Raw genomic sequence first — 26,750 nt, forward strand, 5'->3', positions numbered from 1 at the left:
TCTCAGGGAGCATTCACCGGCAGTCGATGCACGCGAGGGCACGGAAACGGCGCACTTCCCCGCCAAGATCCGTTACACCACTCCACGGGACACCATCCCACGACCGGCCACGAAAGGCGGCTCGGCCAACGCTTCGGCCGCCGTCTCAGGGGCCTGGGCCAGACGTTGAAGCGTTGGCTCTGCTGTGGTAGGTAAGCACGGCCTGCATCTGACCTGAGCGCATGGGTGCTCTGCCGGGCGAGCCGCCGGGCGGGCGGTGCAGAGGTGCCGGAGGTTCAGGTGGTCGGAAGGTGCTCGTCCAGGAACCTGAGAATCTCCTGGCGGGCGATCTGGCCGGCGAAGCCACCCCAGTTCAGATCGAACATGTGCTCAGTGAAAGGAAGCTCGACCAGGCGGTGCGGCACGGACGCAGTGCGCAGGCGCTCGGCGTAGCGCCGGTGGTCCTCCCCCGTGACGAGGAGGTCCCAGCCGCCCTGGATCAGCAGGGTGGGTGCCATCCCCTCGCGGACGTAGGTGATGGGGGAGGCGGCGCGGTGCAGCTCGGGCTTCTCGTCGGGGGAGCCGCCCATCGTCTCCTCGAAGAGCTCCTGCAACTCGGTGCCGATGGGGGAGTGCCGCTGTCGCCACGGCAGCTGAGCCGCCTCGTTCGTCACGTCGGTCAGTGTGTACCAGGCGATCAGGGCGTCCGGTGAAGGCTGCGGCCCGGGGCATGAGGGTGTGACCTCCTGCGATGTCGTGGTGCCGGCGAGCAGGGTGGTCAGCCCGCCTGCGGACTGCCCCATGACGGCGATCCGGCTGGGGTCGGCGCCGAACTCCGGGGCGTGCTCGGCGATCCAGCCGATCGCACACTTGACGTCCGCGGCCGGGCCCTGCCACTGGCCGGCAGGGAAGTCGAACCGGTAGTCGACGTCGAAGACCACGTAGTCCTGGTCGGCGAGCCAGGTGTCCCAGCGCGGGAACATGCTCTGGCCGAAGTCCTGGGAGCCGCCGTGCACGTTGACCACGATGGGCAGGCGCGTCCGGTCAGCGCGCTCAGCCGGCTCCCAGACGTCCAGTTGAAGGTCCTCGCCGCCGATGCGGGCGTAGGTGCGGGTCACCGGCTTGCGGTCGGCGCTGAGAGACAGCCCGGCGAAGTAACCGCCGAGCGAGAGGTCGGCTCCATGGACCCGGGCCGTGGACCACAGGGCAGCGGGCGGCAGGAGCGCGCCGCACAGTGCCAGCGCGTTGATCCACGCGACCGAGGTGGCCAGGCCACGCGCCCTGGAGCGTGGACGACGTGCGCGTGCGGTCAGGGCGAGCCCCAGCCCCAGCACAGCGAGCAGCGCGAACACCAGGCTGAACTCCAGTACGAGGAGCCCCAGTTCCCATGCGAGCCAGGACGGAGGCGGCAGCAGGACCACTGCTGCGCCCAGAACGGCCAGGAGCGCGAGGATCACGGCGGTGGCGAGAGCCATGCCCTGCAGGACCGCGCGCCATCGCGAGGGACGGCCGGGCCGGCTGCTGTCGGCGGCCGGTGCCCCGTCACGGGCCGCAGCAGGGCGGGACTCCGGCGATGTCGGTGACTCTGGGGTCGGTGATGTCATGAGCCCCTCCGATAATACGACTGTATCGATACGATCGTATCGTAACGGAGTTGCGGCAGAATGCGCACATGCCCAGGTCGGTGGACAAGGACGCGCGACGCCGCGCCGTAGCGAACGCACTGTTCCGCATCGTCGCGCGGGAGGGACTGAGCGCCGTGAGCATGCGCACCGTCGCGCACGAGGCGGGCCTGTCGCTCGGCGCCGTACAGCGCTACTTCCGCAGCAAGGAGGAGATGGTCCGGTTCGCCCTCGACCAGGCCGTCGCCACGGCTCGGGAGAGGATGAGCCAGATCGCCATCGGCCCGGATCGGCTGTCCTTCGCCGAGGGACTGCGCCAGGCGCTCCTCACGTTCCTTCCGGAGGACGAGCAGCGACTCGCCGAGGCTCGCATCTGGGTCGCCTTCTACGCCGAAGCCACCGTCCACCCGGCATTCGCCCAGGTGCTGCACGAACTGGACACCGAAGCCCGGGACAACCTGCGCCACCTCCTGGCCTACGCCCGCTCAACCGGCGAACTCGCCCCTGATCAGGACCCCCACGCCGCAGCCGAACTGCTCCTCGCCCTCTTCGACGGCCTGCTGTGGATGGCCGTCCGCCAGCCTCCCGGAACCCCGCCGGAACCGCAGCACGCCGCGCGCGCCGCCATCGAAGCCGCCATCACCGCCCTCACCGCCCGAGGTTGAGGCTCTGGGACACGGTGGCCCCGTCCTGTTGCCACACCTCTGGGGAACAGCCCTCCCGGACCGGGGTGAACCGGCGTGTGCGGTCAGCGCGACGGGCCGCAGACCGGAGGCAGCCGGTGCCAGGCACACCCCCTCGATGCGGGCCACGCCGCTCCGTCTTGGGGGCGCCGGCTGCTGGAAACCGTGTGACAGAAGATGTCTGCTGAGAAAGACTCGCGTCATGCGAGATCGTGTGGATGCTTCCGGTGGCCTGGTGTTGCGGAGGTGGAAGGCCGGGGACGCCTCAGCGGTGATGACCGCGTTCGCGGATCCACTCATGCGTGGGCAGTCCAGCGAGCCGGTTGATTCTGTCCAGGCGGCCGAGCGGTGGATAGCGGCTCGTGGTGACCAGTGGGATGCGGGCCTTGCGCATTCCTTCGCCGTGGTCGACGACGGCGGCCTCGTTGTGGGCCAGGTGTGTGTCGGCCCGGTGGATCGACGTCATGCAACCGGATGGGTGTCCTACTGGACGACCGCGTCGGCTCGTGGCCGAGGCGTGGCTTCCCGTGCCTGCCGTGCGGTGGCCCGCTGGGCTTTCGACGATGCGGAGCTCTTCCGGTTGGAGCTTGGGCACCGGGTGAACAACCCTGCCTCATGCGAAGTGGCTCGTGCTGCGGGCTTCGCGGTGGAGGGACGGCAACGGCAGAAGCTCGAGTACGACGGCGTCCGCTACGACGTCGAACTCCATGCCCGCCTGGTGATGGACCAGATCCCCTCCCCGGAACGATCAACCAGACGATCATCCCGCAGCCCCCGGCCACGAACCTGACAACGCCGCTGCGCGCCCTGGGAGTCGCGGACGGCCGCCCGCCCCTCGTCTCGCGTCGAGCATCCGACGGAGTACGTGCGCGCCCGGAGCACGACGGCGAGGCGGCCGAACTCACCGGCCCATCGGGCCTGAACGCCTTCGCCTGACCGCTGCCGTCCATGGGCCTGCCTGGCTTCCGCCTGCGCGCCTCACGTCTGACGGCTACATGAGCGTCCGCTGTCAGCCGACGGTTCGGAGAGCCTCGCGGCGGCCCGTGCGGGAGCGTTGGGCCTGGGCGGCCACCAGGGCCGTGGCCTCCGCCGCGTCGCGATGGTGGGCCGTGACCGTCTGGTCCGCGCCCGTGTCGACGTGCACGTCCGCAAGTCCCAACCTCCGCTGCCACGGCCCCTGCACGCGGCGCACGCTCTGCACCTTCGCGTGCGGGACCAGAGCCAGCGAACGGCCCAGCAGCCCGTGCCGCGAGGCGAAGACCGGGCCGTCGGCCGTGAAGCCGTATCCACGCCACCACACCGGCACCGTCCACCGCGCCCGCTGTGGCGGGCGCTCCAGCGCCGCCGTCACCGACCCCAGATCCACCCCGGGCAGGACGCGGGCCACGACCCGTTCCGCGGCGGCGCGTTCGGCCACCGGCAGCAGGACGTCGTTGTCCGAGCCCGCCACGTCCAGCTCCACCCGCACCCAGCCGCACCGCCGCCACAGCAGTGGCTCGACGATCCGCACGGTCTGCACCCGTCCCGGCGGCACAGTCTCATGTTGCCGGTCGAGCAGCCCGTGGTCGAACCGCAGCCCTTCAGGGGACTCGCTGACCGTCCAGCCGTACTCCCCGACGAAGCGACCCCCGCTCATCGCCCACGCCCCTCCCAGGAAGGGCAGCGCCGTCGCGGTCGCCGCCCACAGGCTGTCGCTCAGCGCCCACACCACCGGCGGCCCGGCCACCGCCACGGCCAGCGCGACCCAGGTGCTCACCTTCAACAGCAGCGACACCGCCAGCATCCTCGGCTCGACTCGGACCAACTGCCGCACGGCTGCCTCACCCGCTTCCGGTACGGCCTCCGGCACCCTGCCCGAGGCACGCGCCAGCAGCTCCGCGCGCAGCGCACGAGCCTCCCGCTCGCTCAGGAAGGCCAGTTCGTCCTTCTCGTCCGTGCCGATGACATCCAGCTTGAGCTTGGCCACGCCGACGAGGCGGGCGAGCAGCGGCCGGGTGACGTCGACAGTCTGGAGGCGGTCGAGCTGGATGTGCGCGGTACGGCGGAACAGCAGTCCGGTGCGGGTGCGTAGTTCGGTGTCGGTGACCGCGTAGTGGGTGAACCGCCAGGATAGGAAGCCGTATGCACCGCCCGCCAGCAGCAGTATGGCGAGGCCCTGCAGCACCAGCCCGACAGTCAGTCCGGCCATCCACTTCTGCGCATCGCCCAGGTCGCGGACGATCACGCCGACGGCGACGGCCACCGGCGCCCAGGCGCGGCGCAGCGGCGTCACGGGGTGCAGGCGGCGCTCGACCGGCTCCAGCTCAGCTGTGGCCTTCTCGCTCACGGCCCTGCTCACAGGCCCGCCGATTGCGCCCGGCCCAGCTCGGTGAGGCGTTCACGCAGCCGTGTCGCCTCCTCGGGCAGCAGCCCGGGTATACGGGCGTCACTCGCGGCCGCCGCGGTGTGCAGCTGCACGCTTGCGAGCCCGAAGCGCCGCTCCAGCGGCCCGGAGGTGACCTCGATGAGCTGCATCCGCCCGTACGGCACCACCGTCAGCTCCTGCCACAGCACCCCGCGGCTGAGCAGCAGGTCGTCGGCCCGCTCCGCGTACCGCCAGGAGCGCCAGTTGCGCTCGATCAGCCACCAGCCCCAGTAGGTGAGCGCTAGCGGCGGCAGCGCCGCCAGCGCTGCCCAGCCCGGACCGGCCAGCGGCCACAGCACGGCCGCCGCCGTGATTGCGATCGGCACCAGCATGCTCACCAGAACCAGCCGCCGCAGTCGTACCAGTCCCCCCGGAAGCCTTGTCCACGCCGTCCCGGCGTCGCTTCCCGTCCCCGTGCTCATGCAGCCAGCCTAACCACGCGGTTGCGGGCGGAGACGCCGCACGGCTTGTGATCTCTGCGACGACTGCACTGCGTCCCCGACCCTCGCGAGGCGTGGCAGTACTCCCTGCTCCCCGCGCCCGCGGGGATGGTCCCACCGGCACCGGCAGGAAGTCGCAATTTGGCGGACCGTGTGGCCGGCCACCGGGCGCGATGGCTACCCGCCAGTGCGCTGGTGTTCACCAAGAACGTCGGGCAGCTCGCCATGCAGACCCGCGTGCGCGAGGTCGGCCGGGTCTGACGGGGCACCTGGAACGGCGACGGCCGCGCGCCCGAGGGACGCAGCGACACCCTCTTCTCCGACGACGCGATCACCCTCATCTATGACACCTCCTGCGGCTGTCCCCACGCGGTCAACAACCTCGCCGGCCAGTCATTGCTGTCCGCCTACGCCGACAACAAGTCCATCGTCGACGAAGCCAGTGCCAGTGCCAGAGCCGCCGTCGCCGAAGTCACCGCCGAATGACCGGTGCCCTCACCCCGTCCAGGCGTCACCAGCATTCGCGAGGCTGTTGTTTCATTGGCTCTCCCGAAACGGATCCCGTCGCCCTGCTCTCTCCCCGCCCGTCCGCGCTGACACCCGGAGGTTCCGCCGTGCCAATGCGCACGTCGACAGCAGCTTAGGAACAGGGTTGCGACAACCCGGCCCCCATGGCGCAGCGCGCGGCTCTCTGGGCTGGTGGGGGGCGCAGGGGCCATCCGCCTCGTCGGGATGCGCAAGGTCAAGGCGTGGGCCGACGTGGCCGCCGCGGGCGGTGGAGCCGTCATCCTGATCACTCCTGGCGTCGCCGCGCTACTGATCGTTGCGGTCGTCCCGTTGGCCGTGCTGGTGTTGTGCGCTGTGCGCACCCAGCCGGCGCCGGCGGGCGAGCCACAGGACGGCGGCCGAGTAAAGCAGGACCATCGGGACGTCGACGGCCACCGACGCCCAGCCCAAGTCGGCGGCCGTCTCCTCGGAGGCCAGGGCACCCGCGACCGCCGACGCGGCCCCGAACGCCAGCAGGTTGTTCAGGACGTGCAACGCGATCGCGGCCTCGAGTCCGCCCGTACGTATCGTCAGCCACCCCGCCACCAGCCCGAACACCAGCAGGTCGGCGAAGCCCCACGGCGTCCCCCACCCGTGGGCCGCCGCGAAGAGCAGCGCCTGCGGCACGACCGCCACCCATGGAGAGCGGCACCACGCGCCCACCGCCTGCACCAGCCAGCCGCGGAACGCGTACTCCTCCGCCGCCGCCTGGAACGGCACCAGGGCGCACACCATCGCCAGCCCCAGCAGGAAGGAGGACAGCCCCGCCCACTCCATGTCCCCCGTGCCACCGCCCGCAGGTTCGGGCAGCAGCAGGGACACCGCCATCGACCCCGCGACCAGCGGAAGCGCCACCACCAGGCACATCCCCAGCCAGCTCCACCGCAGCCGCCCGGCCACCGATGACAAGGTCCCCGCCGGGCGCCGCTGCACCCAGTACACGGCCAGCAGTACGACCGGAGTCACCAGGGCTATGGACAGCAGTCCCAGCGCCGCGTCGCCTATGTCGCCCCACGTACGCAGGTCGTCGGAGCCGACCGGACGGTTGAGGATGTACCCCGCCACCTCGGAGCCGACGAGAAGCCCGAGCATCACCACGACGGCGCCGACCAGCACCAGACCCGTCCCCAACAGAGGCCGCCACCAACGGTGCCGCCCGGTCGCGAGCGCGAGCCGGTGGTAGGGCAGGGAATCGAGATGCGCCAAGGCGTGCGGAGTAACGCCGGGTTGGCCGGCGAAGTAGGTCGTCATGTCCATCAGCATCCCGGCGCCCCGGCGCACCGGCATCGGCCCCCGGCATGATCGGCGCCTCCAACCCGGGATAGAGAGAACACCTCGCCGTATCATGAGCGCCATCATGGAGCTCATACGGAACTGGCTGCTGCCCGTGCTGTTGGCGGTCCAGCAGCTGGCCGTCTGGCCGGGATACCCGCTGCTGCGCGGCGACCCAGTCGAGCCGCGGCAGCTGGCCGTGGTCCTCGCGGTCACCGTCGCGGTCTACGCGGCCCTCGGCATACGCCGGCGCTTCCCGGTCGCCGCCGCGCTCACCACCGAGGCCGCACTGATCGCCGGGCTGCTCGCCCCGGACCAGATCTGGGTTCTGTACGCTCTGGGCGACGCGATCGCCCTCTACTCGGTCGCCGTGCGCTGTTCGGGCAGGACCACCGCCCTGGTCGCGTCCGCCGTGACCGGCTCGGTGGCGCTCCGCTCGGTCGCCGTGTTCGACACCCCGGCCGACATCATCGGCGAGATGCTCGTGACCTGCGCCATCCACGCCGCCGTCGTCGGTCTCGGCCGCACCCGGCGCCGCTGGCTCACCGCCCGCCGCACCGCCGCCCAGGAGGTGGCGCGGGCCGAGGCCCGTCGGACCACGGCGGCCCTCACCGAACGACACCGGCTCGCCCGCGAACTGCACGACGTCAGCGCCCACCACCTCACCTCCGTCGTGGTCGCCGCGGACGCCGCCCGCCGACTCAGCCAACGCAGGCCGGAACTTGCCTCCGAGGCCCTCCGGTTGGCGGCCCGCAGCGGTCGCGAGACCGTGACGGCGCTCCACCGCCTGGTGGCGGTGATGCAGGCCCCGGCGGCGGACGGGGACGGCGGTCTGAAGCAGCGCGTTGCCGAACTCGCCGCAGGATTCGTACGCCTGGGCCAACACGTGAGCGTGGATATCGCCCCTGACGCGGCGGACCTGACCGGCCCCGTGGCGGAAGCCGCCTTCGGCATCGTGCGCGAGGCGCTCACCAACGCCCTGCGCTACGCACCGGGCGCCGCCGTCCACGTCACCGTGGCCGACAACGACGGAACTCTGGACGTCGCCGTCCAGGACGACGGCGCCGCCGCAGCCGGGCCGCAGCTGCAGCCGCAGCGGCTCGGCTCCGGCCGCGGCACCGCCGGCATGTGCGAACGTGCCACCGGTCTCGGCGGGACCCTGGAGGCGGGACCTCGCACGGATGGTGCGGGCTGGTCCGTACGCGCCCGCCTCCCTCGTGCCACCGCGGCGACCCGCCGTCAGGCCCATGCACGGGCGGTGCTGCCGGGACTGCCCGACGTGGCCCTCGTCTTCGCCGTCGCGGCCCTCCCGGTCTTCGGCGTCCTCGCCGAACGGCCCGCGATGACCGCCCAGGCCTGCCTGCCCGCCGTTGCCCATGCCCTGCCGCTGCTGTGGCGACGGCACGCGCCCTGGTCGGTCATGGCTGCGGTCCTCGCCACCGCCTGGATCGCTCCTGCCGCCCTGGCGATGGGCGTGCTGCCTCCGACCGTGGCCTGGGTCCTGGTGATCGGAGGCGGCGTGGCGGAGTGCACCGCTCTGCACGCGGTGGCCGTGTTCGCCGGGCCCGCACACTTCACCTTCCCCGCGATTCCGGCCGTCGCGGCCGGATGGAGCATCACGACGGTCGTCCTGGCGGTCCTCGACGGGCAGGTCGAGACCGAGGGCGTCGACGGGGCGCTCTCGGTGTTCATGGTCTATCTGCTCGGGGCGGTGCTCATGCTTCCGGCGGTCGCGGTCTGGGGTCTGGGCGTTTTCCTACGCGCACGCCGCGAGGGCGCCATGGGCCGAGACGACAGCGCGCTCGCTGCGGCGATCCAGGCGGCGGTCATGGAGGCGTACGAGGAGAGGCAACGCATCGCCGCGGAACTGCGCGAAGCGGTGCTGGGCCACGCGGACCAGTTGGTGGCCCGCGCCGACAACGGCGACCTCGAAGGCGTCGCCGAACAAGCCAGGGCCGGCCTGGCCGCGATGCGCGAACTGCTGGCCACACTGCGCAAGGAGGTGTCCCCATCACTGTCCGAGTGATGGTCGTCGACGACCAAGCCATGATGCGCGCGGGATTCGTGGCCATCATCGACGCCGAACCCGACCTGGACGTCGTCGCCGAGGCCGACGACGGCGCCCGCGCCGTCGAGCTGGCCGGGCAGGTCATGCCGGACGTCGTGCTGATGGACATCCGCATGCCCGGCATCGACGGCCTGACCGCCACCCGCCTCCTCACCGTGCGGGCCGACGCGCCCCGCGTCCTCGTGCTGACGACCTTCGACCAGGACGCCTACCTCCACGAAGCGCTCCGCGCGGGCGCCTCCGGCTTCCTGCTCAAGGACGCACAGCCGGAGGAGCTCCTCGCGGGCATCCGGATCGTGGCCTCTGGCGACGCCATGCTCGCCCCGACGGTCACCCGCCGCCTGATCGACGCCTTCGCGCAAACGGCCCCGACGGCGCCGGATCCCACACCCCTGGAAGCGCTCACCCCCCGCGAACGCGAGGTGCTCACACTGGTCGCGGCGGGCCTCACGAACGCGGAGATCGCGGAAGCGCTGGGGGTGACGACGGGCACGGTGAAGTCACACGTCAACGCGGTGCTCGGCAAGCTGAACCTGCGCGACCGGGTCCAGGCGACGATCCTCGCCTACGACACAGGCCTGACCCGCCCGCGGGGCCCCCGTCCCAGCTGAGCTCCCGGACGCACGCCGCCCAGGCGGTGGGGGCCAGCGCCTCGCTGACCCGCAGCCCAGCCCCGGCCTGGAGCCAGACGGTCAGCTTGTACTGCGGCGACATGTGCTCATGCAGGAGGCCCGGCGACTGGAGCATCACTGACGCAGCGTTGCGGCGTCGAACCAGCCGCGCGGCGGCCTGTCGTCCGACGCACCCTGCGGACCGATCCGTGCGGGCCCGAGGAATGGCACACCTACCGCGGCGGGCTCGACGTCCTCGCCCGGCACGGCGCCGAGGACGTGGTCACCACCGCCGCGGAACGCGGCATCGACCCCGCGACCCTGCCCGACGTGGTCGAGCAGGCGCTCCCGCGCTCCTGGGCCGAAGGGGTCCTCGCCGCGGACGAACGGCTGAGCACCACCCGCTCCGACGACCTCGACGCACGCGTCGCCGACTTCCGTGAGGCCGATCGACGGCTGGTCGCCGCCGCCGGCGGAGCCGTCATCGAGGCGTGCAACCGGCGATGGCCGCGCAGCTTCGGCAGCGGCGGCGGAGCCGTCATCGTCCGCGAGGCGGAGAAGAAGACCTGCCACATGCCGGTGCGGGAACTCCTCGGCAGGACACGCGAAGTGGTGCAGCGCATCAAGCCGTGCTTCATGATGAGCCCGCTCAGCGTCAGCCAGTTCCTGCCCGCCGACTACCACTTCGACGTGGTCATCTTCGACGAGGCGTCGCAGGTGAGGCCGAGCGACGCCGTCAACTGCATCTACCGCGGGCGCAGTCTCGTCGTCGCCGGTGACGAGAAGCAGCTGCCGCCCACCTCGTTCTTCGACTCCGCCGTCGAGGACGACTCGGACGAGTACGCCGAGGACGTCCCCGACTCCTTCGAGTCACTGCTGCACGCCTGCAAGGCCGGCGCCATGCGAGACCTGCCGCTGCGCTGGCACTACCGCAGCCGGCACGAGAACCTCATCACTTACAGCAACCGCCGGTTCTACGACAACTCGTTGATCACCTTCCCGGGTGCGATCGACGAGGGCAACGACGTCGGCGTGGCCTTCCTGGAGCCGACGGCGTCTACGACAGAGGTGGTCGGCGTGACAACAGACGGGAAGCCGAGTTCGTCGCCCGGCGGGTCATCCACCACTTCGACACCCGTCCCGGCAGAACACTCGGAGTGGTCGCCCTCTCACAGGCTCAGGCGTCCGCCATCGACCACGCCGTCCAGCAGGCACGCCTCGCCCGGCCCGATCTCGAGCACTGCTTCACCAAGGACCGCCTCGACGGCTTCTTCGTCAAGAACCTCGAATCCGTGCAGGGCGACGAACGCGACGTGATGATCACGTCCGTCGGTTACGGCCGCGACGAGTACGGGAAGCTGGGGCTGAACTTCGGCCCCATCAACAAGGGCGGAGGCTGGCGGCGCCTCAACGTGGCCGTCACCCGTGCCCGTTACCGCATGGAGGTCGTCGCTTCCTTCCGCGGTACGAACCTGGCCGACAGCCCCAACGAGAGCGTGCAGCACCTCAAGCGCTATCTCGAGTACGCCGAGACCGGGCCCGCCGTCCTCGCGGCCGACGCCGTCCGGTTCGACGCCGAACCCGACAGCCCCTTCGAGGAGTCGGTGCTCGATGTCCTGCGCGGCTGGGGCTACACCGTCCAGCCCCAGGTCGGCGTCGCCGGCTACCGCATCGACCTCGGTCTGCGCCATCCGGAGCTGCCCGGTTCCTACGCACTCGGCACGGCCGAAGGGAAGGTCCTCAAGGCGCGCAGGCCCACGCCGGGTGACACGGCGCGGAGGATCGCGTACATCGCCCCTGCCGAACGGCACTTGGCCCTGTGCGAGCTCGCCTTCGAATGTCCGGGCATGTCGGAGGACGAACTGATCAAACAGACGTGCGACTTCTTCGGCTGGCGCCGCACCGGCAAGGACATCCGCGACTGCCTGGCCGCCGACATCGCCGAGCTGTACCGGCAAGGTCGGCTCGAGGGAGATCCCGGCAGGGTCGGCGTCCCGGCAAGAGGGTGACGCCGGGTCCACCCGGACAGAAAGCCGCACCGGCATGGCCACGGGAAGCGGCAGCCCGGCTGTGCACGGAGGTGATTTCAGCTGCCGTCCCCGAGGCTCCCAGCGGTCGGCGGACAGGGGGCTGCCCGGGAACGTGAGCGAGGTACTCGCCCCGCGCAGCGCCTGCGGTCCGTCGGCGTCGGGCCCGGCGCCTGCGGGTCCGAGTACCTCGACACCGAGCAGGACGAGTCCTTCATCGGCGTCGAGTGCCTCAACTCCGGGCACGCACGTCAGTGGGGCGGCGGCGTGTCCCGCAGGTCCCACCAGCGGCTTGCGGGAGCGCCGGGGACCTGCGACCACGGCGCCCATTTCCCGTCGTCGCCCTCCCAGTCACGGTGCCAGGCGTGCCGTCCTCGTCGACGGCGTACAGCCGGTGAAGGGTCCACGGTGCCCCCGTCGCGGCGATGTCGACGAGCGCGGCGCCGGCCGGGGCGGAATACGGCTGCCACGCCGACCAGCCCTCCAACCGGGAGCGCTTGCAACTATGCGCCCCGCTTCGCCCACGGCGATGCTCGCGGACATCCGGCAGATGTACGCGAGGCGGACGCCGGTCCGGACCCTCGCGTGTTACTTGCCGGTAAGGAATGATGGCCGGCAACCATCCATGCCTTCAAGGGCGGAGCCAGCGGTGACGACTTCCGGGGAACAGGGCACGGTGCACGCCTTTCGCGACGACGCCCTCGGCGAGCACGACGCCGTCGGGCTCGCCGAGGCGATCCGGCGGCGGGACGTCGGCGCGGCCGAGGTCGCCCGGGACGCGGCGGCCCGGGTCAGGGCGGTGGAGGCGCGGCTCAACGCCGTCCAGGCACACACCAAGGCCCCGGAACAGCACTCAGGGGCGGGCGGGGTCTTCGCCGGGGTGCCGACCTTCGTCAAGGACAACACCGACTACCTGGGGTTGCCCACCGGGCACGGCAGCGCCGCGTTCCAGCCGAGGGCAGCGCGCAGGCACGCGCCGTTCACGGGGCAGTTCCTCAGTACCGGCGTCACGGTCCTCGGCAAGACCCGGCTCCCGGAGTTCGGGTTCAGCCCGACCACGGAGTACGAGGACGCCGAGCCCGTCCGCAACCCGTGGCACACGGCTCACTCGGCGGGCGGTTCGTCGGGCGGCAGCGCGGCGCTCGTCGCCGCCGGAGCGGTACCGATCGCGCACGCCAACGACGGCGGCGGCTCGATCCGGATCCCCGCCGCCTGCTGCGGCCTCGTCGGGCTGAAGCCGACCCGTGGCCGGGTCGTGGCGAACGCCCAGGGCCGTCAACTGCCGCTCGACATCGTCAGCGACGGCATCGTGAGCCGTTCCGTGCGGGACACCGCCGCGTTCCTCGCCGCAGCGGAGACACACTGGCGCAACCCGAAGCTGCCGCCCCTCGGCCTGGTCGAGGGACCCTCGGACCGGCGGTTGCGCATCGGATTTCTGCTGGACTCGCCGAACGGCGTCCAGTCCGACGCCGCCACCCGGGCAGCCGTCACGGAGACGGTGGCGACGCTCGAGCGGCTCGGCCACACCGTGGAACCGGTGGAGTTGACTCTCGATCCCCGCTTCACCGAGGACTTCCTCGCCTACTGGGGCCTGTTGTCGTTCCTGATCGGCGTCACGGGCCGGACGCTCGGCTCGGACTTCGACCGGCGCCGCATGGACGGCCTCAGCCGGGGACTGCGCGAGGCGTACCTGAAGAGCTGGCAGCGCACTCCGGGCGTGCTGCGGCGGCTGAAGCGTACGCGCGAGGCGTACGCGGCGGCGTTCCGCGGGCTCGACCTCGTCCTCTCTCCTGTGCTCGCCCACACCACGCCACCGATCGGTCACCTCAGCCCGGCCGTCCCCTACCCGACGCTGATCGAACGGATCCTCGCGTACGTCGCGTTCACACCGGTCAACAACATCGTCGGGACCCCCTCGATCTCGGTGCCTGCCACGAGAGCGACGACGGACGGGCTGCCCATCGGCGTCATGTTCTCCGGCCGCCCCGGTGGCGAACGGATGCTGCTGGAGCTCGCTTTCGAGCTCGAGGCAGATCAGCCCTTCCGCCGAATCCAGTACGTGTGACGCAGCCCTACCACGCGACGTCCCATCGCTACCGCGCGAGGAGGTCGGCCTCAGCAACGCCGCCAACTCCCGCAGCCACTGCGCTTTCACGAACAGCTGGTCAGCAGGGCGCTCGCGACGGTCAGACCCAAGGCTGTGGTTCTCGCTGCGGCTGCCCACCGCGCCCGCGCTCTCGGGTCACGTCCCATCAGGCGTGGAGGCCACTGCATTCCAGACGACCACGTCCACGCTGAGCCTCAGAGGATCGGGGGAATACTTCCGTACCTCAACCCAGGCCCAGCGCCGCTCCGACGTCACCACACAGGCTGTGGTACCCGACCTCAGGTCGTCCCATTTGATCGTCCCCTCCAGCGCCGTCTGTGCGTTGCACGTCGCCGGGGAGCGCTCCTTGCCCGTCGTCACGATCAGCCGGGGAGCGTCCAACCCCCCGATGAACCTGTTCGGGTCCAGGTAGAGATCCGCTCCCTTATGGGCGAAGGTCCTGGCGTCCCAGTTGGGGGCGTCTGAATCGAGGTCGAGACTGGTGTCCGAGACCATTTGTATTTCCTCACCGGAGCGCAGGACAGAGTCCTGGGCGGGCTCGGTGTCATCGACGGGATCATCTGTCGTTGGCTCCGTCGTGGGTTCGGACGACGAGCTCGCCTGCTTGGTTTCGGTGACCGTCACCGTGGGCGTGGGTTCGGGTGAACCCACGTCTACGCGAACGGTGTTGGTCAGGACGGCGACGCCTGCGGTGATCGCCGCCGCGACAACCGTGGCCGTCGCGGTCAATGCAGCGGCCCGAACCTGTTCGGAGCGGCGGCGCGGATGACCACCGCGCTCTCCGTCCGTGGGATCGGGCGCGCCTCCGGGTCCCGTGCCGTCTGGCGTCACTCCCCCTGATGTATTGCCACTTGATCTAGCACCGTCTGGTTCAGGCACGGTCCCCCCGGCTGGTGAGTGCGTTTTGCCCGCAATGGACCATCGCATCGCAGACGTTTGTGAATCGCACGAGCGTAGCGGACCTGGGGTGGTCCAGAGGTCAAAGACTGAAATATTCGGACGGGCTGCTCACCCGTCGCACTACCAGTCGTTCCGGAGCGTGCGCTGGCCCAAGTGTCAACCCTCCTTGGGAAGGGGAGATCCAACAGGCACAAGAACGAGGAACGTCGGGCTGATCGCAGCGAACAGTTCCACATCTTCATTCAACTACTCCGCCGAACGGTCATCCCTTCCCGGCGCCGCACCACCGTCGCTCCGGTGACCGGCGCCTTGGCCACTTGGGCAGCTGCCGGATCCTGCACCTCCAGGGGGTGCGGATCTGCCGCATCGCCGCCAGTGGCCAGGGCATCGGCCAGCTCCACTCGCGCGATCACCCGCCGTGCCAACACCGCCTCGGCCGCACCGGGTTCGGCCGGGATCCGGTCCGCTTCCGCCTGGAGCTCCTCCACCCTCACCCGGGCAGCGGTTTCCCGCACCTCCAGCAATCCCGATCTCCGACGCCACCGGCCGCCTCCGCATCGTCGAGGCCGAACAGAACGTCCAACCCCTCCCACGACGACACCGAAACCATGCCTGAACAGCGGAAACTCGGCGATCACATCCGGAAAGACAACGGCCTCCTATGTCCCTTTGGTTGTGTGCACGACTTTCGCCAGCGACGTCGTCAGTACGCCCCGATCGACCAGAAGACGCCCACCTCGTCGTCGGATACCGCGATCAGGCCCAGATCCTCCAGGAGGTCGAGGCCGTTGAGGTACTCAGAGGTGAGGAAGCCGTGGGATTCAGTGCCCTGGAGGCCTGCTGCGAGGAAGTCCGGAGCAGGGTCAGAGGCGGCGGTCGTCGCGTTGGTCCAGTAGCGCGCGGTGGGCCCGTACCGGTCGAGTAGGGCCCTGGCATCTGCCAGCACGGCGTCCCGGTTCGGGCGGGAGCAGACGGGGGCGGGTTCCGACTGCCATTCCTCGGCCATGATGGCGAGTGCGGTGATGGCCGCCTCCGCCTCCAGGGGGTACAGGCGACCGTGCAATTCTGATGAGGCCGGGGGATCGAAGGGGTACGCAGGCACCGTGTGGCGCGCGGTGTTGGTGCGGTCCCCGTCCAGTCGGACCCAGCCCCGGGGGTCGGGGACCGACCGGTGCAGCACGGCGCGGACGTCGTGAGCCCAGTCCTCGTGTCGTCGAGGGCCGGTGGCCACGAAGGTGTACGTGTCGGCGAGCAGCCGCAGCGCCGCCGCGTTCCAGGGACTGCGACGGCAGCGGAACTCCACGAGCACATCGCCGATTTGACGGGCAAAAGCTTCCTTCGGCTCGCGATGGATGCGCAGGAGCTGGTCGAGGGCCCAGCGGACGAGCTCGCTTCCTCCTTCAGCTGCAAGACGGACCGGACCCTGTGGGAGCGGGAGGTCCGTTCCGTCCCAAAGCGCCTCCAGATGCGCATCCAGCAGGTCCAGGGGGGGCCGGTCGGCAGGCAGGGGCATTTCCCCACTTTAGGCCGTCTCCTTCGGACCATGCCGACCCGAGGTGATCGGCGAGACGCTCGCTGCGGCGAACGATGCGGAGGAGCGACGACACCATGTATTTGGGGCCCACGGGTGTTGTCGAAACGCGAGAACATTCCGTTTCGACCTCGGTAACCTCATGCCTCCAAAGCGAGTGCGAAGTGTGGCCGTTGTCAGGTCCTGGCTCGGCTTCTGAGGTGCAGGCGGAAGCGCCAGCGGCCCAGCCTGGTGTGCGACCCTCGAGGTGCTGCCTCCGATGGCACCTGTCGGCTGAGGGGAAAAGGAGGGGGATCCGGTTCGTATGGGCACAACGGCGAGTGGGGTCCCTTCTGCGGCTGCGTGGCACCGCGGACCAGGACACAGCGGTCGTGGCGGACTTGCGCGTTGCCCCCGCCGCCACCACCCACCAGACGCTCCAGCGTGTCCGCGAAGCTCCAGGTGGTCGCGTACGCCTGCCCCTGGCTGTGCCACTCCGTGCGGCTGACCGGCTTGCTGAGAATGGCCTCGAACCAGGCTGCGCACCTTTCGGCCAGCTCTTCAGGCGTCCCGGTCGCGCGGAAGAACCAACGACCGGGCCGCTGATGGAGGTTGAAGAGCTGGTCGCTGACCTTGCCGGCAAGTACGTGTGTGCCGTAGAAGTGCACGGCCCATTCACCGAGCGACATGTGTCGCTCGAGGTCACTGAGAGAGACGTGGACCAGTAGCGAGGTCTCGTCCTCCGAGCGACCGACGCAGCTGTTGGCCGCTGGCACACGCCAGGAAGCGGCACGCGCCTGCAGAGCCGTGATGAAGGCGAGCTCGTCCGCGTCAAAGTCCCAGGGCTCTTCGCCGTCCTCGGCGGGATCCTCGACCACAAACCAGGTGGTGTTCATGGAGCAACTCTAAGAACTCTGGCCGGACCTCCTGGGTCGCCTTGCTGGACGCCGTGCGCCTGGGGCCGGCGGACGACGCGACCGCCATCACCGCTGCCCAACTACGAGGCGTCGTCGAGCGGTTGATCCAGGCCCGGCAGTGGCAGGCCGGTGATCCGGAGATCTGGATCGTCATGGACTCCGGCTACGACGTCGCCTACCTCTCCCACGCCCTGGCGGACCTGCCCGTCGTCCTGGTCGGACGCCTGCGCTCGGACCGGGTCATGCTCCGCGACCCCGGCCCCCGCTGCGGGCCGAAGGGCGGACGGCCACGTCGGCACGGCGGCGTCCTCACCTTCGCCAAGCCCGGCAGCTGGCACGAACCCGAGGTCACCACGGTCACGACCGGTACGGGTGAGGGCAGCGAGGATCGAGGCGGGAACCTCAGCCGCCAACGGTCGGTCTGCCCGGGCCGGCCTGCTATCCGGCCCAGCGCCCCGACAGGAAGGTCACGGCGAAGACCGTGCTCAGCGGGCCGGCGAGGCAGAGGCAGACGGTCGTGACCCGCGGCCTGCGCAGGCTCCAGGAGGCCAGGCCGATCCACAGCGGCCACCACAGCAGCGTGGAGCGGGGGACGGACATGTACCAGTACGACGTGCCGAGCGCCGCCAGGGTGAGGCCGATGTACGCCGCCTCCGGCCAGCGGCGTTGCCGCACGAGGACGGCGCACAGGACCAGTCCCACGACCATCGCGGCGAGTTCGGCCTGGAACATGAAGGCGTAGCCGGTGCTGTGGAGCCGGTCGAAGGCCGAGTTCCACGTGACGGACCAGGTGTCCCAGGGGACGTGGAACGTCCGGTACCAGCCGCGTTCCTGGGCGTGGTTCCAGGCCAGCCAGTCGCCGGTGTGAGCGTGCAGGTACCAGGCGTACAGGGCTGCCGGGACGGCAGGCAGAGCCGCCCACGGCAGTGCGCGCCAGTGGGCTCGCGTCCTCGCGGTGAGGAGGAAGTGGAGAGCGACGGCCGCGGCGAGGAAGAGGCCGCTGACTCGTACGGTCGTGGCCAGCGCGGTAAGGGTGGCCGCGAGGGGCCAGTTGTGCCGAAGGGCGGCAAGCCAGGCGGGCAGGGCCAGCGAGAGGAAGAGCGCCTCGGTGTAGCCGGCGGCGAGGAACACCGCACACGGTGAGAGCAGGAAGAACAGGACGGTGCGTTGTCCGCCCTGCGGTTGGGGCAGGTACCGGCGCGCGAGCCGGGCCAGAGCCAGGACGGCAACTGCTCCGGCGGCGAAGGAGATCAGCAGCCCGGCCGCCGTCCAGTGCGGGACGATGATGTGCACGGCACGCAGCACCAGCGGGAATCCGGGAAAGAACGCCTCCCGGTTGTCCCGGTCGTCGTCCTGTTCGGGGCCGCCCTGGTCGGGGAAGTAGCCGTCGCGGGCTATGTGCAGGTAGTGGTGCCAGTCCCATTGCTCGAAGGATGCGAGAACCGAGCCGGGTTCGCGCGTGCCGGACCGGCCGGGGAACAACCAGCGGGTGCAGTAGGCGGTGACCCACAGGGACAGCCGAGTCAGCAGGTAAAGCCACAGCACCTCGCGGTCGGCGGGGCTCAGCCAGGCACGCGCTCGGTGCCGGAACAGGGCCCGTGGCGTCGGCGCAGGCTGTACGCGTGGTGCCGGGGGCCGCACGGGGTGGGGGCGGTGCGACCGGGGCGGCGTCAAGGTCATATATGTATCTTTCGGGCATGGGTGGGCGCGGGGCGGCGTGAGCGGGGGTGCCGGACCACCCGGTGGCGGACGGTGGTGGCGGGTGCCGGCCGTTCGCCTGGTGAACGGAAGAGGTCAGGGCCGGGCCGGCGAGGACGACGCCCCGGACGGCGGCGGCTGAGTGGTGCCCAGGTGGGTGGGTGGGTACGTGGGCGTGCCTGACGGGCCGCCCGGCGGCATGGAACCCGGCGCGGTCGAACCGGGCGCCGTCGAACCCGTTGCGGTCGAGCCCGGAATGGTGCGGTCGGGGAGGGGCGCGTGGGTGGAAGGTGCCTGGCTGGAGGGTGCCTGGCTGGACTGCGCGGGCGAGCGATGAGCGGGTGAAGGGCTGATCGCCGGTGGAGCGGGTGGGGGATCGCTCTGCAGCAGCGCGACTGCGCCCGCGCTGCCTCCCGCGACAACCAGGCATGCCCCCGCCGCCAGCGCGGCGAGGCGGCGCCGGTACGACTGCTTCCCGCGTTCGGTGATGTGGGCGACAGGGGCCGCTTCGGCGCGGCTCTGCCCGAAGTTCCCGGCCTGCCGGAACAGGGACCGCAGCGGATCCTGGGGTTCAGACATCGGGGCCCTCCTCGATGCGGGGGTCCCGCAGGCGGTGCGCGAGTGCGGCCCGCCCGCGGACCAGGTGAGTCTTGACGGTGCTTGTGGACAGGCCTGTTTCGGCGGCGATCTGTTCCACGGTCAGGTCGCACAGGTAGTGCAGGGTCAGCGTGCGGCGCTGCTGCGCCGGCAGCTCACGGAGAGCTCCGACCAGGACGACCTGCTCCGGCCCCGGAGCCTCGACATGGGGCGGTGGAGCGCCACCGCGCTTCCAGGCGTCGGCCGTACGCCGTCGACCCCGCCAACGGCTCACCGCCAGCCGCCAGGCCACCGTACGGATCCATGCTTCGGGGTGGCCGTCACGGTCGAGCTGCCGTCGGCGGGTCCACCCTTTGACGAATGCCTCCTGCACGACGTCCTGCGCCTCGTGCAGGTCGCCGAGCATGACGTACAACTGCCCCGTCAGGCAGGCGACCTTCTGGGCGTAGAAATCTTCGAACTCCTCGACGGTCAACGCGCTCTCCCGGATCTCTTGCTTCAGGGGGCATACGCCCGACGCAGGATGTTCGGTCTACATCCAACTCGAACAAGTGGAGTGATGGTCGTCACAGAGCGCTCCGGTGGTTCGCAGAGCCGGGAAGGGACGGGAAGGAACGGGAATGCCGGCTTGGACAGCGCCATGCCCGCCAATCCGGCGCACAGCCGGTCGGAGACCTGCCGGTGGCCCAGCCCGGTGAAGGGCGCCCCGGCCGGCAGCAGGTACACCCTGACCCGCGCAGGCACCGACCGGACTCTGCTCCGCACCGCACCGCACCGGTCGCCGTCGGTGCCACATCGACCATCTCGAACGGAACGATCCGGGGCAGTTCATCCACGCGTCCCGGCGCGAACACGCCGTCCGCTGCCCCGACCGTCCTTGTTGTGGCAGCCCGTTCCAACAGCGGAGTCCTGTGGTGAGGTCGCCTTGGAGTGACAGACCTCTACTACTGCAGCTCCGCTGCCGGGTTCACCGCCCTTGACGAACAGTCCACACGCCCAACTGAACGGCGGTGGCCCTAGAAGTCAGGTCCGCCCTCTGCCCCTCCTCCTATGTAGCCGAGACCCGGCTCGTTCAGAGGAACGGAAGGGGCGGCAAGGGGGGGCCGGTAAAGCACTTCGTTCTGCCGTCGCCCCTGCCGGACCCTCTCGACAGACCGCGCATCGGGCAGGTGGATGGGAAGGTGGAAGCCCATGTTCGCCTCTTCCTTGCTCCTCGGAGTCGGCAGCTTGCCCTTCCGTAAGGTCTTCTCGTTGATCCAGCGAGGGGGGACGCCGAGCTCGTCGGCATAACGTCTCGCGGGCGGGAAGCCCTCGGACGACTGGTAGTCCGCGGTGACCACGTGCCTCACAGCGAGCATCCCCTGAAGGACATGAGTGCGGCGCAGCGCTGTCCTCCTCATCCACTTGAGGAGGCGGTGCAGTCCATAGGTGCCGATACCGGTGGCGCCGACAAGGACCCAGGTCATGAACAGGGAACCGCCGGAGTCGGAGGGCTCCGGCCGCGAAGCCACGGGAAAGACGACGAACATGCCGAGTCCGAACAACATGATCACGGCTACGGATGCCGCCGCCATGATGGCGGCAAGCGCCTGGGTCGCTCGTGCGATGTGACGGGCGATGGTGCCGCGGCTGAGGTTCGTCAGCTCGGCCAGCTCCTGATGCGTGTAGCCGACGCCCTTCGCCAACAGGATCAGTCGCCGCTGCTGCTGCGACATGTTGTGAAGGGCCTTCTCCACATCGAGGCGACCATCGACGTCCTCGACGGCTGACACCCAGAGCACGCCTTTGGGGTCGGCTGCCGCTACATCGATGGGATCAGCAACTCCTCGGCGTCGCGCCTCGTCCCGCACCCGGTTTCTGATGACCGCTCGGAGGTATCCGCCCAGGTTCTCGATCGGCTCCTGCTGATGGTTGACGAGAGCGACGACCACGGAGTCCTGGACGAGGTCCTCAGGACTCATCCGAGCAACCGGGATCCCTGTCCTGAGGAGCTCTCTTCTGGCGCAGGCGAGGAGGCCACGGCCCTGCTCCGTGTATACCGCCGTGACCTTCTCCTCGAACGTCTCGTCAGCCACGCTTGCTCTTGCCCCCGATCCTGGTTGCTCCCGTGCTGCCCCTCAGTTCTCCACGCGCACGGATGATCTCCGCCTTGCCTCGGGCACGCGCGTAGTCGGCTTCTCCCCTCGCCTGGATCAGAGCTGCCTCACCACCGGTCTTCCTCCGGTGAGCTGCGCTCTTGACCAACTCCTTGATGCTTGAGCCCAGCTTCAGCACCAGCATCGCCAGCAGTACAACGACAACGTCCACGGTGTGGCCCCCCCACTGTGTCCCGTGCGGCGATTCCGCTGGGCCCGTTCATCAAAAAAGGGGGCGCCGAGGGCCGGTTTGCATGACAGGCAGGACGAACTTTCCTGGCGAGCCCGCGATCTTGGATGCCGGTACGGGAGTTGGAGGCGTCATGCCCGGGCCCGTCCCCGTGGCGCGGGAACGGGCCGTCGCCGTCAGGCGGTCAGGCACCGAGAACCGGAGCGGCTAAAGGATTACGTGGGGAAGGAACCGGGCGTAACCGTCGGTGACCGGCCCCGCGGACTCCCGGATGCCGAGACCGGCGGCCTCGTTCTCGACGACCCAGGCGCCCAGCACCACACGGTTGCCGTCGAAGTCGGGCAGCGGCGCCAACTCCTGGTAGCAGCAGGGCTCCTCGCGCGGCACGGGGGCGTCGCCCGGTGCGTGCAGGGTGATCCCGGCTCCCTCTCTGCCGAGGAGTGGTTTGGCCACCCAGCCCGGTCCGTCGGCCAGTTCGCGAGGGCCGTCGAGGTGGGCGGGAAGCAGGTTGGGGTGGCCCGGGTAGAGCTCCCAGAGGATCGCCAGCAGCGCCTTGTTCGACAGCAGCATCTTCCAGGCCGGCTCGATCCAGCAGGTGGTCCCGGTGCCGCCGCCGTTGTCCAGCGTGTCGAGGACCCGGGGACCGAAGCGGTCGGTGACCAGCCACTCCCAGGGGTAGAGCTTGAAGCAGCTGCGGATGAAGCGCAGCCGTTCGTCGACGAAGCGGCCGGAGATCCGGTCCCAGCCGATGCGTTCGACCGACAGCGCCTCGGTCGGTATGCCCGCCTGCTCGGCGGTCTCCCGCAGATACGCGGCGGTCATCAGGTCCTCGCCGCACTCGTCGCCGTCGGTGTGAACGAAGTGGACCGGACCGGGCGGCAGGAGCGGTGCCTGGCGTCGCCATGCGGCGACGAGGCGTTCGTGGAGCGAGTTCCACTGGTCGGCGCCGGGGAAGCGCTCCTCCATCCAGAACCACTGCGGGCTCGCGGCCTCGACCAGGGAGGTCGGGGTGTCGGCGTTGTACTCCAGCATCTTCGCGGGGCCGGTGCCGTCGTAGTGCAGGTCGAAGCGCCCGTAGACGGAGGGCAGTTCGTCGCGCCGCCGCCAGGACTCGGTGACGTGAGCGACAAGGCGCGGATCGTTGATCCCCAGGTCGGCGAAACGGTTCTTCTCGACGATGTGCGCCGCCGCGGCCAGCGACATCGCATGCAGCTCCTCGACGACCTCCTCAAGTGCCTCCACCTCGGGCAGGGTGAACTCGTAGTACGCGCTCTCGTCCCAGTAGGGGCGCAGCGAGCCGTCCGGATGGCGGGTCAGCGGATAGACGCAGCCCTGCTCCTCGACGATGCGCTGCCAGCCGGGACGGGGCTCGATGGTGCGACGACGCACGCGGATCACCCTCCTCCCGAGCCGGACTTGCCGAAGCCGCCTCTGCTGACGGCGGACTTGTCGAAGCTCCCACCGGAGACCTTGCCGTCGCTGACCGTGCCGCCGTAGTAGTACTTGCCCCCGCCCCCGCCCCCGCCCCCGCTGCCGCCTGAGCCGCTGCTTCGGCTGTCCTTCCGGCACTTGTAGTCGGGCAGCACGTCGTACGACACGGGGTCCACGCAGCGTTTGTCCGGGTCGGATCCGCATGCCGCGAGCGCCGCCGCGAGCAGCCCCATGCCGCCGATCACCACAGTGCCCGATCTCAACTTCCGCCGTGCCATGGCCCGGCCACCCCTTTTCCCCGTCGTCGTACACAACCGCAGTACGGAACCCGTGATCCAGTGGTGGGTCCGCCCTGCTCCGGGAGGCCGCGTGACGCCGGCCGTGCGCGGACCGTCCTCGTCCGCGCCGACGGCGCCGCTGCGCCGTGCCCCGGCACGTCATGATTCTGCCGGACGGGCACACCGATCGCCCTGCCCGGTCCCGGCAGGCTCCGGGCCCGCTTGCTGCGCACGTCCGGCAGCAGCATCCGGGCCGCGGGGCCGCGCCATCAGGACCAGGGCCGACGCGGTCAGCGCACAGCCGGCGAAAGGCTGGGGCTGCGGTGCCGGGCCCGTACGGCCCGCTCCCCGCTGCCCCACCGTGCCCGCGGGCCGGACCGGGTCCCGCGGGGCGCCTCTCCGGCGTGGCGCGGCTCCCGGTCAGGCAGAAGGGCGGAGCTGTTCGCGTACCCAGGCGGGATCGGGGTTGACGTGCGGCCGGCCCGCCACGACGACGGTCGGCACGGTCTCGTTGCCGTCGTTGGCCGCCCGCACCGCCGCCGCTCCTTCTGGGTCACGCCAGATGTCGACCCAGTACAAGTCGCGGGCGCTACGGCCCAACCGGATGCGCAGTCGCAGACAGTACGTGCAGCCCGGCCGCCAGTAGACGACCGGCCGGCCGTCGACCGCGCTGCGGCGCCGTGCCTCCAGCGCACCGATCGACCTCGGGAAGGCGAGAGGCGAGTTCACGCCTGCGAGCAGGACGAACATCAGCAGGAGCGCTGCGGCTCCGCCGGGGCTCCCCTTGAGGATCAGCCCCGTCGCTACGACCGCACCGCAGAGCAGGAACAGCATCGGCAAGACCCAGGGGCGCATCATGATGACGCAGGCTATCGATGAGTCGAAGTGCTCCTCGTACCAGGCCGCTCACCTGGACGTGGTGACCGAGGAGGTGGATGTCCTGGCCGGGCGTCGGCGCCATCGAGCCGCGCCGGGAGAACCGGACCCGACGACCCTGCGCAGCCCCCGGAGATCCCGGAGAGCCCACGTCAAAGCTGGATGTCAGTGCCGTCTTCTATGCTGCGGATCATGAGTGGATGGCAGCCGGACCCGGATGTGCTGCGCGAACAAGCGGCGCGCCGACGTGCGTTCGCCGAGCGCGGCGACCTGCCCGGGCTTGCCCGTGCCGTCATGGAGGCCGCCTGTCACAACGGATGCATGACCGGGCCGGGCGCGGAAGCCATGGTGTGGCTGCGGCAGCTTCCGGACCGCGACCGGCTGGAGCTGGCGGGGACCTGGGCGCGGTGGTGGCACGCGTGCCCGGACGAGTTGCTGACGGGCGACATGGCCCTCAGGGGTACGGAGTATCTGCGGGCGGAGCTGCTGGTGGTGGCCACCGGGGTGGCCCGGGACCTCGATCCGGGGCTGCTGGCCGCCGAACGGCAGGCCGAGTTGGCCAGGACGGCCGGCGAGTACGTCGCCTTCGGGCACCGCGAGTGGGAGCTGGCCGACGCGGAGATCGCGGCCGGGCGGATGCCCGATGCCGCGGTGCTGGCGGTCTTCCGACGCACGGTCGTCGACTACCACAATGAGCCCGGCCTGCGCGACGTGCTGACCCGGCTCTCCGGCCCTGTGCTCAACCCGGGGGAGGCGTGGGCCGATCAGGCGCTGCGGGACGCCGCGGCGGGCGGTGAGCCGTGGACTCGGCTGCTTGCCCACAGAGCTCCTGCCACCGCGGGCGCGCCTTCGGCGAAATGGCTGCGCGTGGGCGGGGACCTTCTCGAGGCCGCGGGGCCGGAGACGGTCCGCCGCCAGGTGCTGCGGTGGTTCGACCTGGTGGGCCGTGAGCGCGCCGTTCCCCTGAGGGGGTGGCATGGCTCCGGCGCGTACGACCCCTACAACGTCCATGCGCTGCGAGCGCTCGCCTGGCTGCTGTCGCTCCTGCCGCCACGGGACGACACATGCGACATGCTGGCCCGTCTTGTCAGCACGGCCCTCGCGGGTCTTCCCGGGTCCGGGCCGCATCCGGTGAGGGTCGCGGAAGCCGGGGTGGTGGCTCTCGCACGTATCGGGACCCCCGACGCGCTGCTCGAACTCGACGGCCTGCGCGGGCAGGTGACCCACAAGCCGGTCCTGCGGCGTATCGAGCGGGCGCTGGCCGCCGCCTGCTGAGGGGGTGGCGGCCACCGGTAGGCGCCACCGGGTTTCACGCGCTTCGCCCGCCAGGTCGCCGGTGCAGCAGGCCGGCCCGGCGGCACGACCCTGCGGGTGAGCGCCGCACCGGGGACCCGGTGCGGCGTGTCCGCTCCAGCACCTCACGGCCGAGTCGCACCGGTCACCGCCCTCGCCCGCCGGCGTTGCGCTGCCCTGACCCGCCGGCGTTGCGCTGCCCTGACCCACCGTGTTACGCCGCCCTCGCCCGGCGCCGGTAGCCGCCCGGGGCCAGGCCGAACTCCCGCTTGAAGGCCTTGGCGAAGGCGAACTCCGAGCCGTACCCCGTCCGTGCGGCGACCGTCGTCAGAGGGGCGTCGGACTCGCGCAGCAGCCGGGCCGCGGTCGTCATGCGCCAGCGGGTCAGGTAGGCCATCGGCGGTTCGCCGATGAGCGTGGCGAACCGCCGGGCGAAGGCCGCGCGCGACAGGCCCGCCCGCTCGGCCAAGGACTCGACCGTCCACAGGGCCGACGGATCGCCGTGAATGGCCGACAGGGCGGGCGCCACCGCCGGGTCGCTCAGGGCGGCCGCCCAGCCCCGGGCGGCGGCCGGGGGCTGATCCTCCAGCCAGGCCCGCAGGATGTACAGCAGCAACGAGTCGATCAGCGTGGGCACGATGCCGTCCGAACCGATACGCGGGTTCTCCAGCTCGCAGCCGAGGAGTTGGACGGCCGCGCTCAGCTCCGGATGGCGGCCGTGCCGCGTCGGAAGATGGATCACCTCGGGCAGCTGACGCACCAGGGGGTGCGGGCGGCCCTGGTCCAGGTGGTAGTTGCCGCACAGCAGGCTGGTCTCGGGGCCGTCGCCGCCGAGCGTGACGGAACCGATCGGCGAGCCCTTCTGGAACTGCTCCGCCTCGGGCTCCTCCGGCCGGGTCGCGGGATGGTCGGCCAGGATGTGGCCCCGCCCGTCGCGCAGGAAGATCACATCGCCGGGACTCAGCGGGATCGGCTTCAGGCGTGGCGCTGAATCCTCCAGGGGGACCAGCCAGCAGGTGCCGTAGAGGACCACGTGGAATCCGGCGCCCGCGACCGGCGGCAGCCGCAGGCCCCAGGGGGCGCGGCCGTTGGTCCGTACGGACGCCGGCTGCCCGGTGCGCATCGACGCCAGCGCCTCGGTCAGGATGTCCATCGGTCACGCCCTC

The 26,750-nt window shown here is 70.7% G+C and carries 24 protein-coding genes and 2 pseudogenes; 9 read left to right on the forward strand and 17 right to left on the reverse strand.

Annotated elements, in window-relative coordinates; all coding sequences use genetic code 11:
- Positions 1-275: 275 nt before the first annotated feature.
- The gene (locus tag ACZ4SA_RS21605; protein ID WP_468276885.1) at positions 276-1,454 is read right to left on the reverse strand and encodes an alpha/beta hydrolase; all 1,179 of its coding nucleotides are present in this window, start codon (positions 1,452-1,454) and stop codon (positions 276-278) included.
- A gap of 197 nt (positions 1,455-1,651) precedes the next feature.
- Here ACZ4SA_RS21605 and ACZ4SA_RS21610 point away from each other — a divergent pair, with 197 nt between their 5' ends.
- Together ACZ4SA_RS21610 and ACZ4SA_RS21615 are read left to right on the forward strand one after the other, a co-directional pair.
- The gene (locus ACZ4SA_RS21610) at positions 1,652-2,266 is read left to right on the forward strand and encodes a TetR/AcrR family transcriptional regulator (protein ID WP_468276886.1); all 615 of its coding nucleotides are present in this window, start codon (positions 1,652-1,654) and stop codon (positions 2,264-2,266) included.
- A 292-nt stretch (positions 2,267-2,558) separates the two neighbouring features.
- On the forward strand, positions 2,559-3,074 hold the full coding sequence (locus ACZ4SA_RS21615; RefSeq protein WP_468277096.1) for a GNAT family N-acetyltransferase: 516 nt from the start codon (positions 2,559-2,561) through the stop codon (positions 3,072-3,074).
- Between the two features lie 219 nt (positions 3,075-3,293).
- Here ACZ4SA_RS21615 and ACZ4SA_RS21620 read toward each other — a convergent pair whose 3' ends face one another.
- The 3 genes from ACZ4SA_RS21620 to ACZ4SA_RS21630 form a co-directional block, all read right to left on the reverse strand.
- Positions 3,294-4,634: a PH domain-containing protein gene (locus ACZ4SA_RS21620; protein ID WP_468277100.1), complete on the reverse strand. Its 1,341-nt coding sequence runs from the start codon at positions 4,632-4,634 to the stop codon at positions 3,294-3,296.
- Positions 4,619-5,110, reverse strand: coding sequence for a PH domain-containing protein (locus ACZ4SA_RS21625; RefSeq protein WP_468276889.1), 492 nt, complete (start codon positions 5,108-5,110; stop codon positions 4,619-4,621). The genes ACZ4SA_RS21620 and ACZ4SA_RS21625 overlap by 16 nt, the downstream gene beginning before the upstream one ends.
- Positions 5,111-5,941: 831 nt before the next feature.
- Entirely contained in the window at positions 5,942-6,925 is a 984-nt protein-coding gene (locus tag ACZ4SA_RS21630; RefSeq protein WP_468276891.1) for a lysostaphin resistance A-like protein, read from the reverse strand.
- A 106-nt stretch (positions 6,926-7,031) separates the two neighbouring features.
- Between ACZ4SA_RS21630 and ACZ4SA_RS21635 the strand changes: the two genes are divergently transcribed.
- From ACZ4SA_RS21635 to ACZ4SA_RS21655, 5 genes and pseudogenes are all read left to right on the forward strand, one after another.
- A complete protein-coding gene (locus tag ACZ4SA_RS21635; RefSeq protein ID WP_468276893.1) occupies positions 7,032-8,972 on the forward strand; it encodes a sensor histidine kinase in 1,941 nt (646 codons plus the stop codon).
- A complete protein-coding gene (locus ACZ4SA_RS21640) occupies positions 8,957-9,625 on the forward strand; it encodes a response regulator (RefSeq protein WP_468277103.1) in 669 nt (222 codons plus the stop codon). The genes ACZ4SA_RS21635 and ACZ4SA_RS21640 overlap by 16 nt, the downstream gene beginning before the upstream one ends.
- Positions 9,626-10,264: 639 nt before the next feature.
- Positions 10,265-10,369 (forward strand): annotated as a pseudogene (locus ACZ4SA_RS21645) (hypothetical protein); the annotation flags it as partial.
- A 374-nt stretch (positions 10,370-10,743) separates the two neighbouring features.
- The gene (locus ACZ4SA_RS21650; protein WP_468277106.1) at positions 10,744-11,634 is read left to right on the forward strand and encodes an AAA domain-containing protein; all 891 of its coding nucleotides are present in this window, start codon (positions 10,744-10,746) and stop codon (positions 11,632-11,634) included.
- A 667-nt stretch (positions 11,635-12,301) separates the two neighbouring features.
- Positions 12,302-13,717 (forward strand): amidase, encoded by a 1,416-nt coding sequence (locus tag ACZ4SA_RS21655; RefSeq protein ID WP_468276896.1) that lies wholly within the window; start codon positions 12,302-12,304, stop codon positions 13,715-13,717.
- A 177-nt stretch (positions 13,718-13,894) separates the two neighbouring features.
- On the opposite strand, the gene ACZ4SA_RS21660 is transcribed toward ACZ4SA_RS21655, so the two are convergent.
- The 4 genes from ACZ4SA_RS21660 to ACZ4SA_RS21675 all read right to left on the reverse strand — a co-directional run bounded on the left by ACZ4SA_RS21660 (position 13,895) and on the right by ACZ4SA_RS21675 (position 17,065).
- The gene (locus ACZ4SA_RS21660; protein WP_468276897.1) at positions 13,895-14,488 is read right to left on the reverse strand and encodes a hypothetical protein; all 594 of its coding nucleotides are present in this window, start codon (positions 14,486-14,488) and stop codon (positions 13,895-13,897) included.
- Positions 14,489-14,901: 413 nt separating this feature from the next.
- A complete protein-coding gene (locus tag ACZ4SA_RS21665; RefSeq protein ID WP_468276900.1) occupies positions 14,902-15,183 on the reverse strand; it encodes a hypothetical protein in 282 nt (93 codons plus the stop codon).
- 179 nt (positions 15,184-15,362) lie between these two features.
- Entirely contained in the window at positions 15,363-16,172 is an 810-nt protein-coding gene (locus tag ACZ4SA_RS21670; RefSeq protein ID WP_468276902.1) for a hypothetical protein, read from the reverse strand.
- Positions 16,173-16,366: 194 nt separating this feature from the next.
- Positions 16,367-17,065: a hypothetical protein gene (locus ACZ4SA_RS21675; protein ID WP_468276904.1), complete on the reverse strand. Its 699-nt coding sequence runs from the start codon at positions 17,063-17,065 to the stop codon at positions 16,367-16,369.
- Positions 17,066-17,103: 38 nt separating this feature from the next.
- Here ACZ4SA_RS21675 and ACZ4SA_RS21680 point away from each other — a divergent pair.
- Positions 17,104-17,607: pseudogene (locus tag ACZ4SA_RS21680) on the forward strand (transposase); the annotation flags it as partial.
- On the opposite strand, the gene ACZ4SA_RS21685 reads toward ACZ4SA_RS21680, so the two are convergent.
- The 8 genes from ACZ4SA_RS21685 to ACZ4SA_RS21720 form a co-directional block, all read right to left on the reverse strand.
- Positions 17,525-18,766 (reverse strand): mannosyltransferase family protein, encoded by a 1,242-nt coding sequence (locus tag ACZ4SA_RS21685; RefSeq protein ID WP_468276906.1) that lies wholly within the window; start codon positions 18,764-18,766, stop codon positions 17,525-17,527. The pseudogene ACZ4SA_RS21680 and the gene ACZ4SA_RS21685 sit on opposite strands and share 83 nt — an antisense overlap.
- A gap of 114 nt (positions 18,767-18,880) precedes the next feature.
- Positions 18,881-19,363, reverse strand: a complete 483-nt coding sequence (locus tag ACZ4SA_RS21690; protein WP_468276908.1) for a hypothetical protein — start codon at positions 19,361-19,363, stop codon at positions 18,881-18,883.
- Positions 19,356-19,856, reverse strand: coding sequence for a SigE family RNA polymerase sigma factor (locus ACZ4SA_RS21695; RefSeq protein ID WP_468276910.1), 501 nt, complete (start codon positions 19,854-19,856; stop codon positions 19,356-19,358). Before ACZ4SA_RS21695 ends, ACZ4SA_RS21690 begins: the two co-directional genes overlap by 8 nt.
- Positions 19,857-20,397: 541 nt before the next feature.
- Complete coding sequence (locus tag ACZ4SA_RS21700) at positions 20,398-21,456, reverse strand: sigma-70 family RNA polymerase sigma factor (protein ID WP_468276913.1); 1,059 nt, start codon at positions 21,454-21,456, stop codon at positions 20,398-20,400.
- Positions 21,449-21,688 carry a hypothetical protein gene (locus ACZ4SA_RS21705; protein ID WP_468276915.1) on the reverse strand — a complete coding sequence of 80 codons (240 nt, stop codon included), beginning with the start codon at positions 21,686-21,688 and terminating at the stop codon, positions 21,449-21,451. Before ACZ4SA_RS21705 ends, ACZ4SA_RS21700 begins: the two co-directional genes overlap by 8 nt.
- A gap of 225 nt (positions 21,689-21,913) precedes the next feature.
- Positions 21,914-23,095: a glutathionylspermidine synthase family protein gene (locus tag ACZ4SA_RS21710; protein ID WP_468276917.1), complete on the reverse strand. Its 1,182-nt coding sequence runs from the start codon at positions 23,093-23,095 to the stop codon at positions 21,914-21,916.
- A gap of 5 nt (positions 23,096-23,100) precedes the next feature.
- Complete coding sequence (locus ACZ4SA_RS21715) at positions 23,101-23,415, reverse strand: hypothetical protein (protein WP_468276919.1); 315 nt, start codon at positions 23,413-23,415, stop codon at positions 23,101-23,103.
- A gap of 420 nt (positions 23,416-23,835) precedes the next feature.
- Complete coding sequence (locus ACZ4SA_RS21720; protein ID WP_468276922.1) at positions 23,836-24,273, reverse strand: glutaredoxin domain-containing protein; 438 nt, start codon at positions 24,271-24,273, stop codon at positions 23,836-23,838.
- A 210-nt stretch (positions 24,274-24,483) separates the two neighbouring features.
- Here ACZ4SA_RS21720 and ACZ4SA_RS21725 point away from each other — a divergent pair, with 210 nt between their 5' ends.
- Positions 24,484-25,566, forward strand: a complete 1,083-nt coding sequence (locus ACZ4SA_RS21725; protein ID WP_468276924.1) for a hypothetical protein — start codon at positions 24,484-24,486, stop codon at positions 25,564-25,566.
- A gap of 232 nt (positions 25,567-25,798) precedes the next feature.
- Here ACZ4SA_RS21725 and ACZ4SA_RS21730 read toward each other — a convergent pair whose 3' ends face one another.
- Positions 25,799-26,737 (reverse strand): AraC family transcriptional regulator, encoded by a 939-nt coding sequence (locus ACZ4SA_RS21730; protein ID WP_468276926.1) that lies wholly within the window; start codon positions 26,735-26,737, stop codon positions 25,799-25,801.
- Positions 26,738-26,750: the final 13 nt, after the last annotated feature.

Source organism: Streptomyces sp. NPDC027962, from assembly GCF_055566095.1.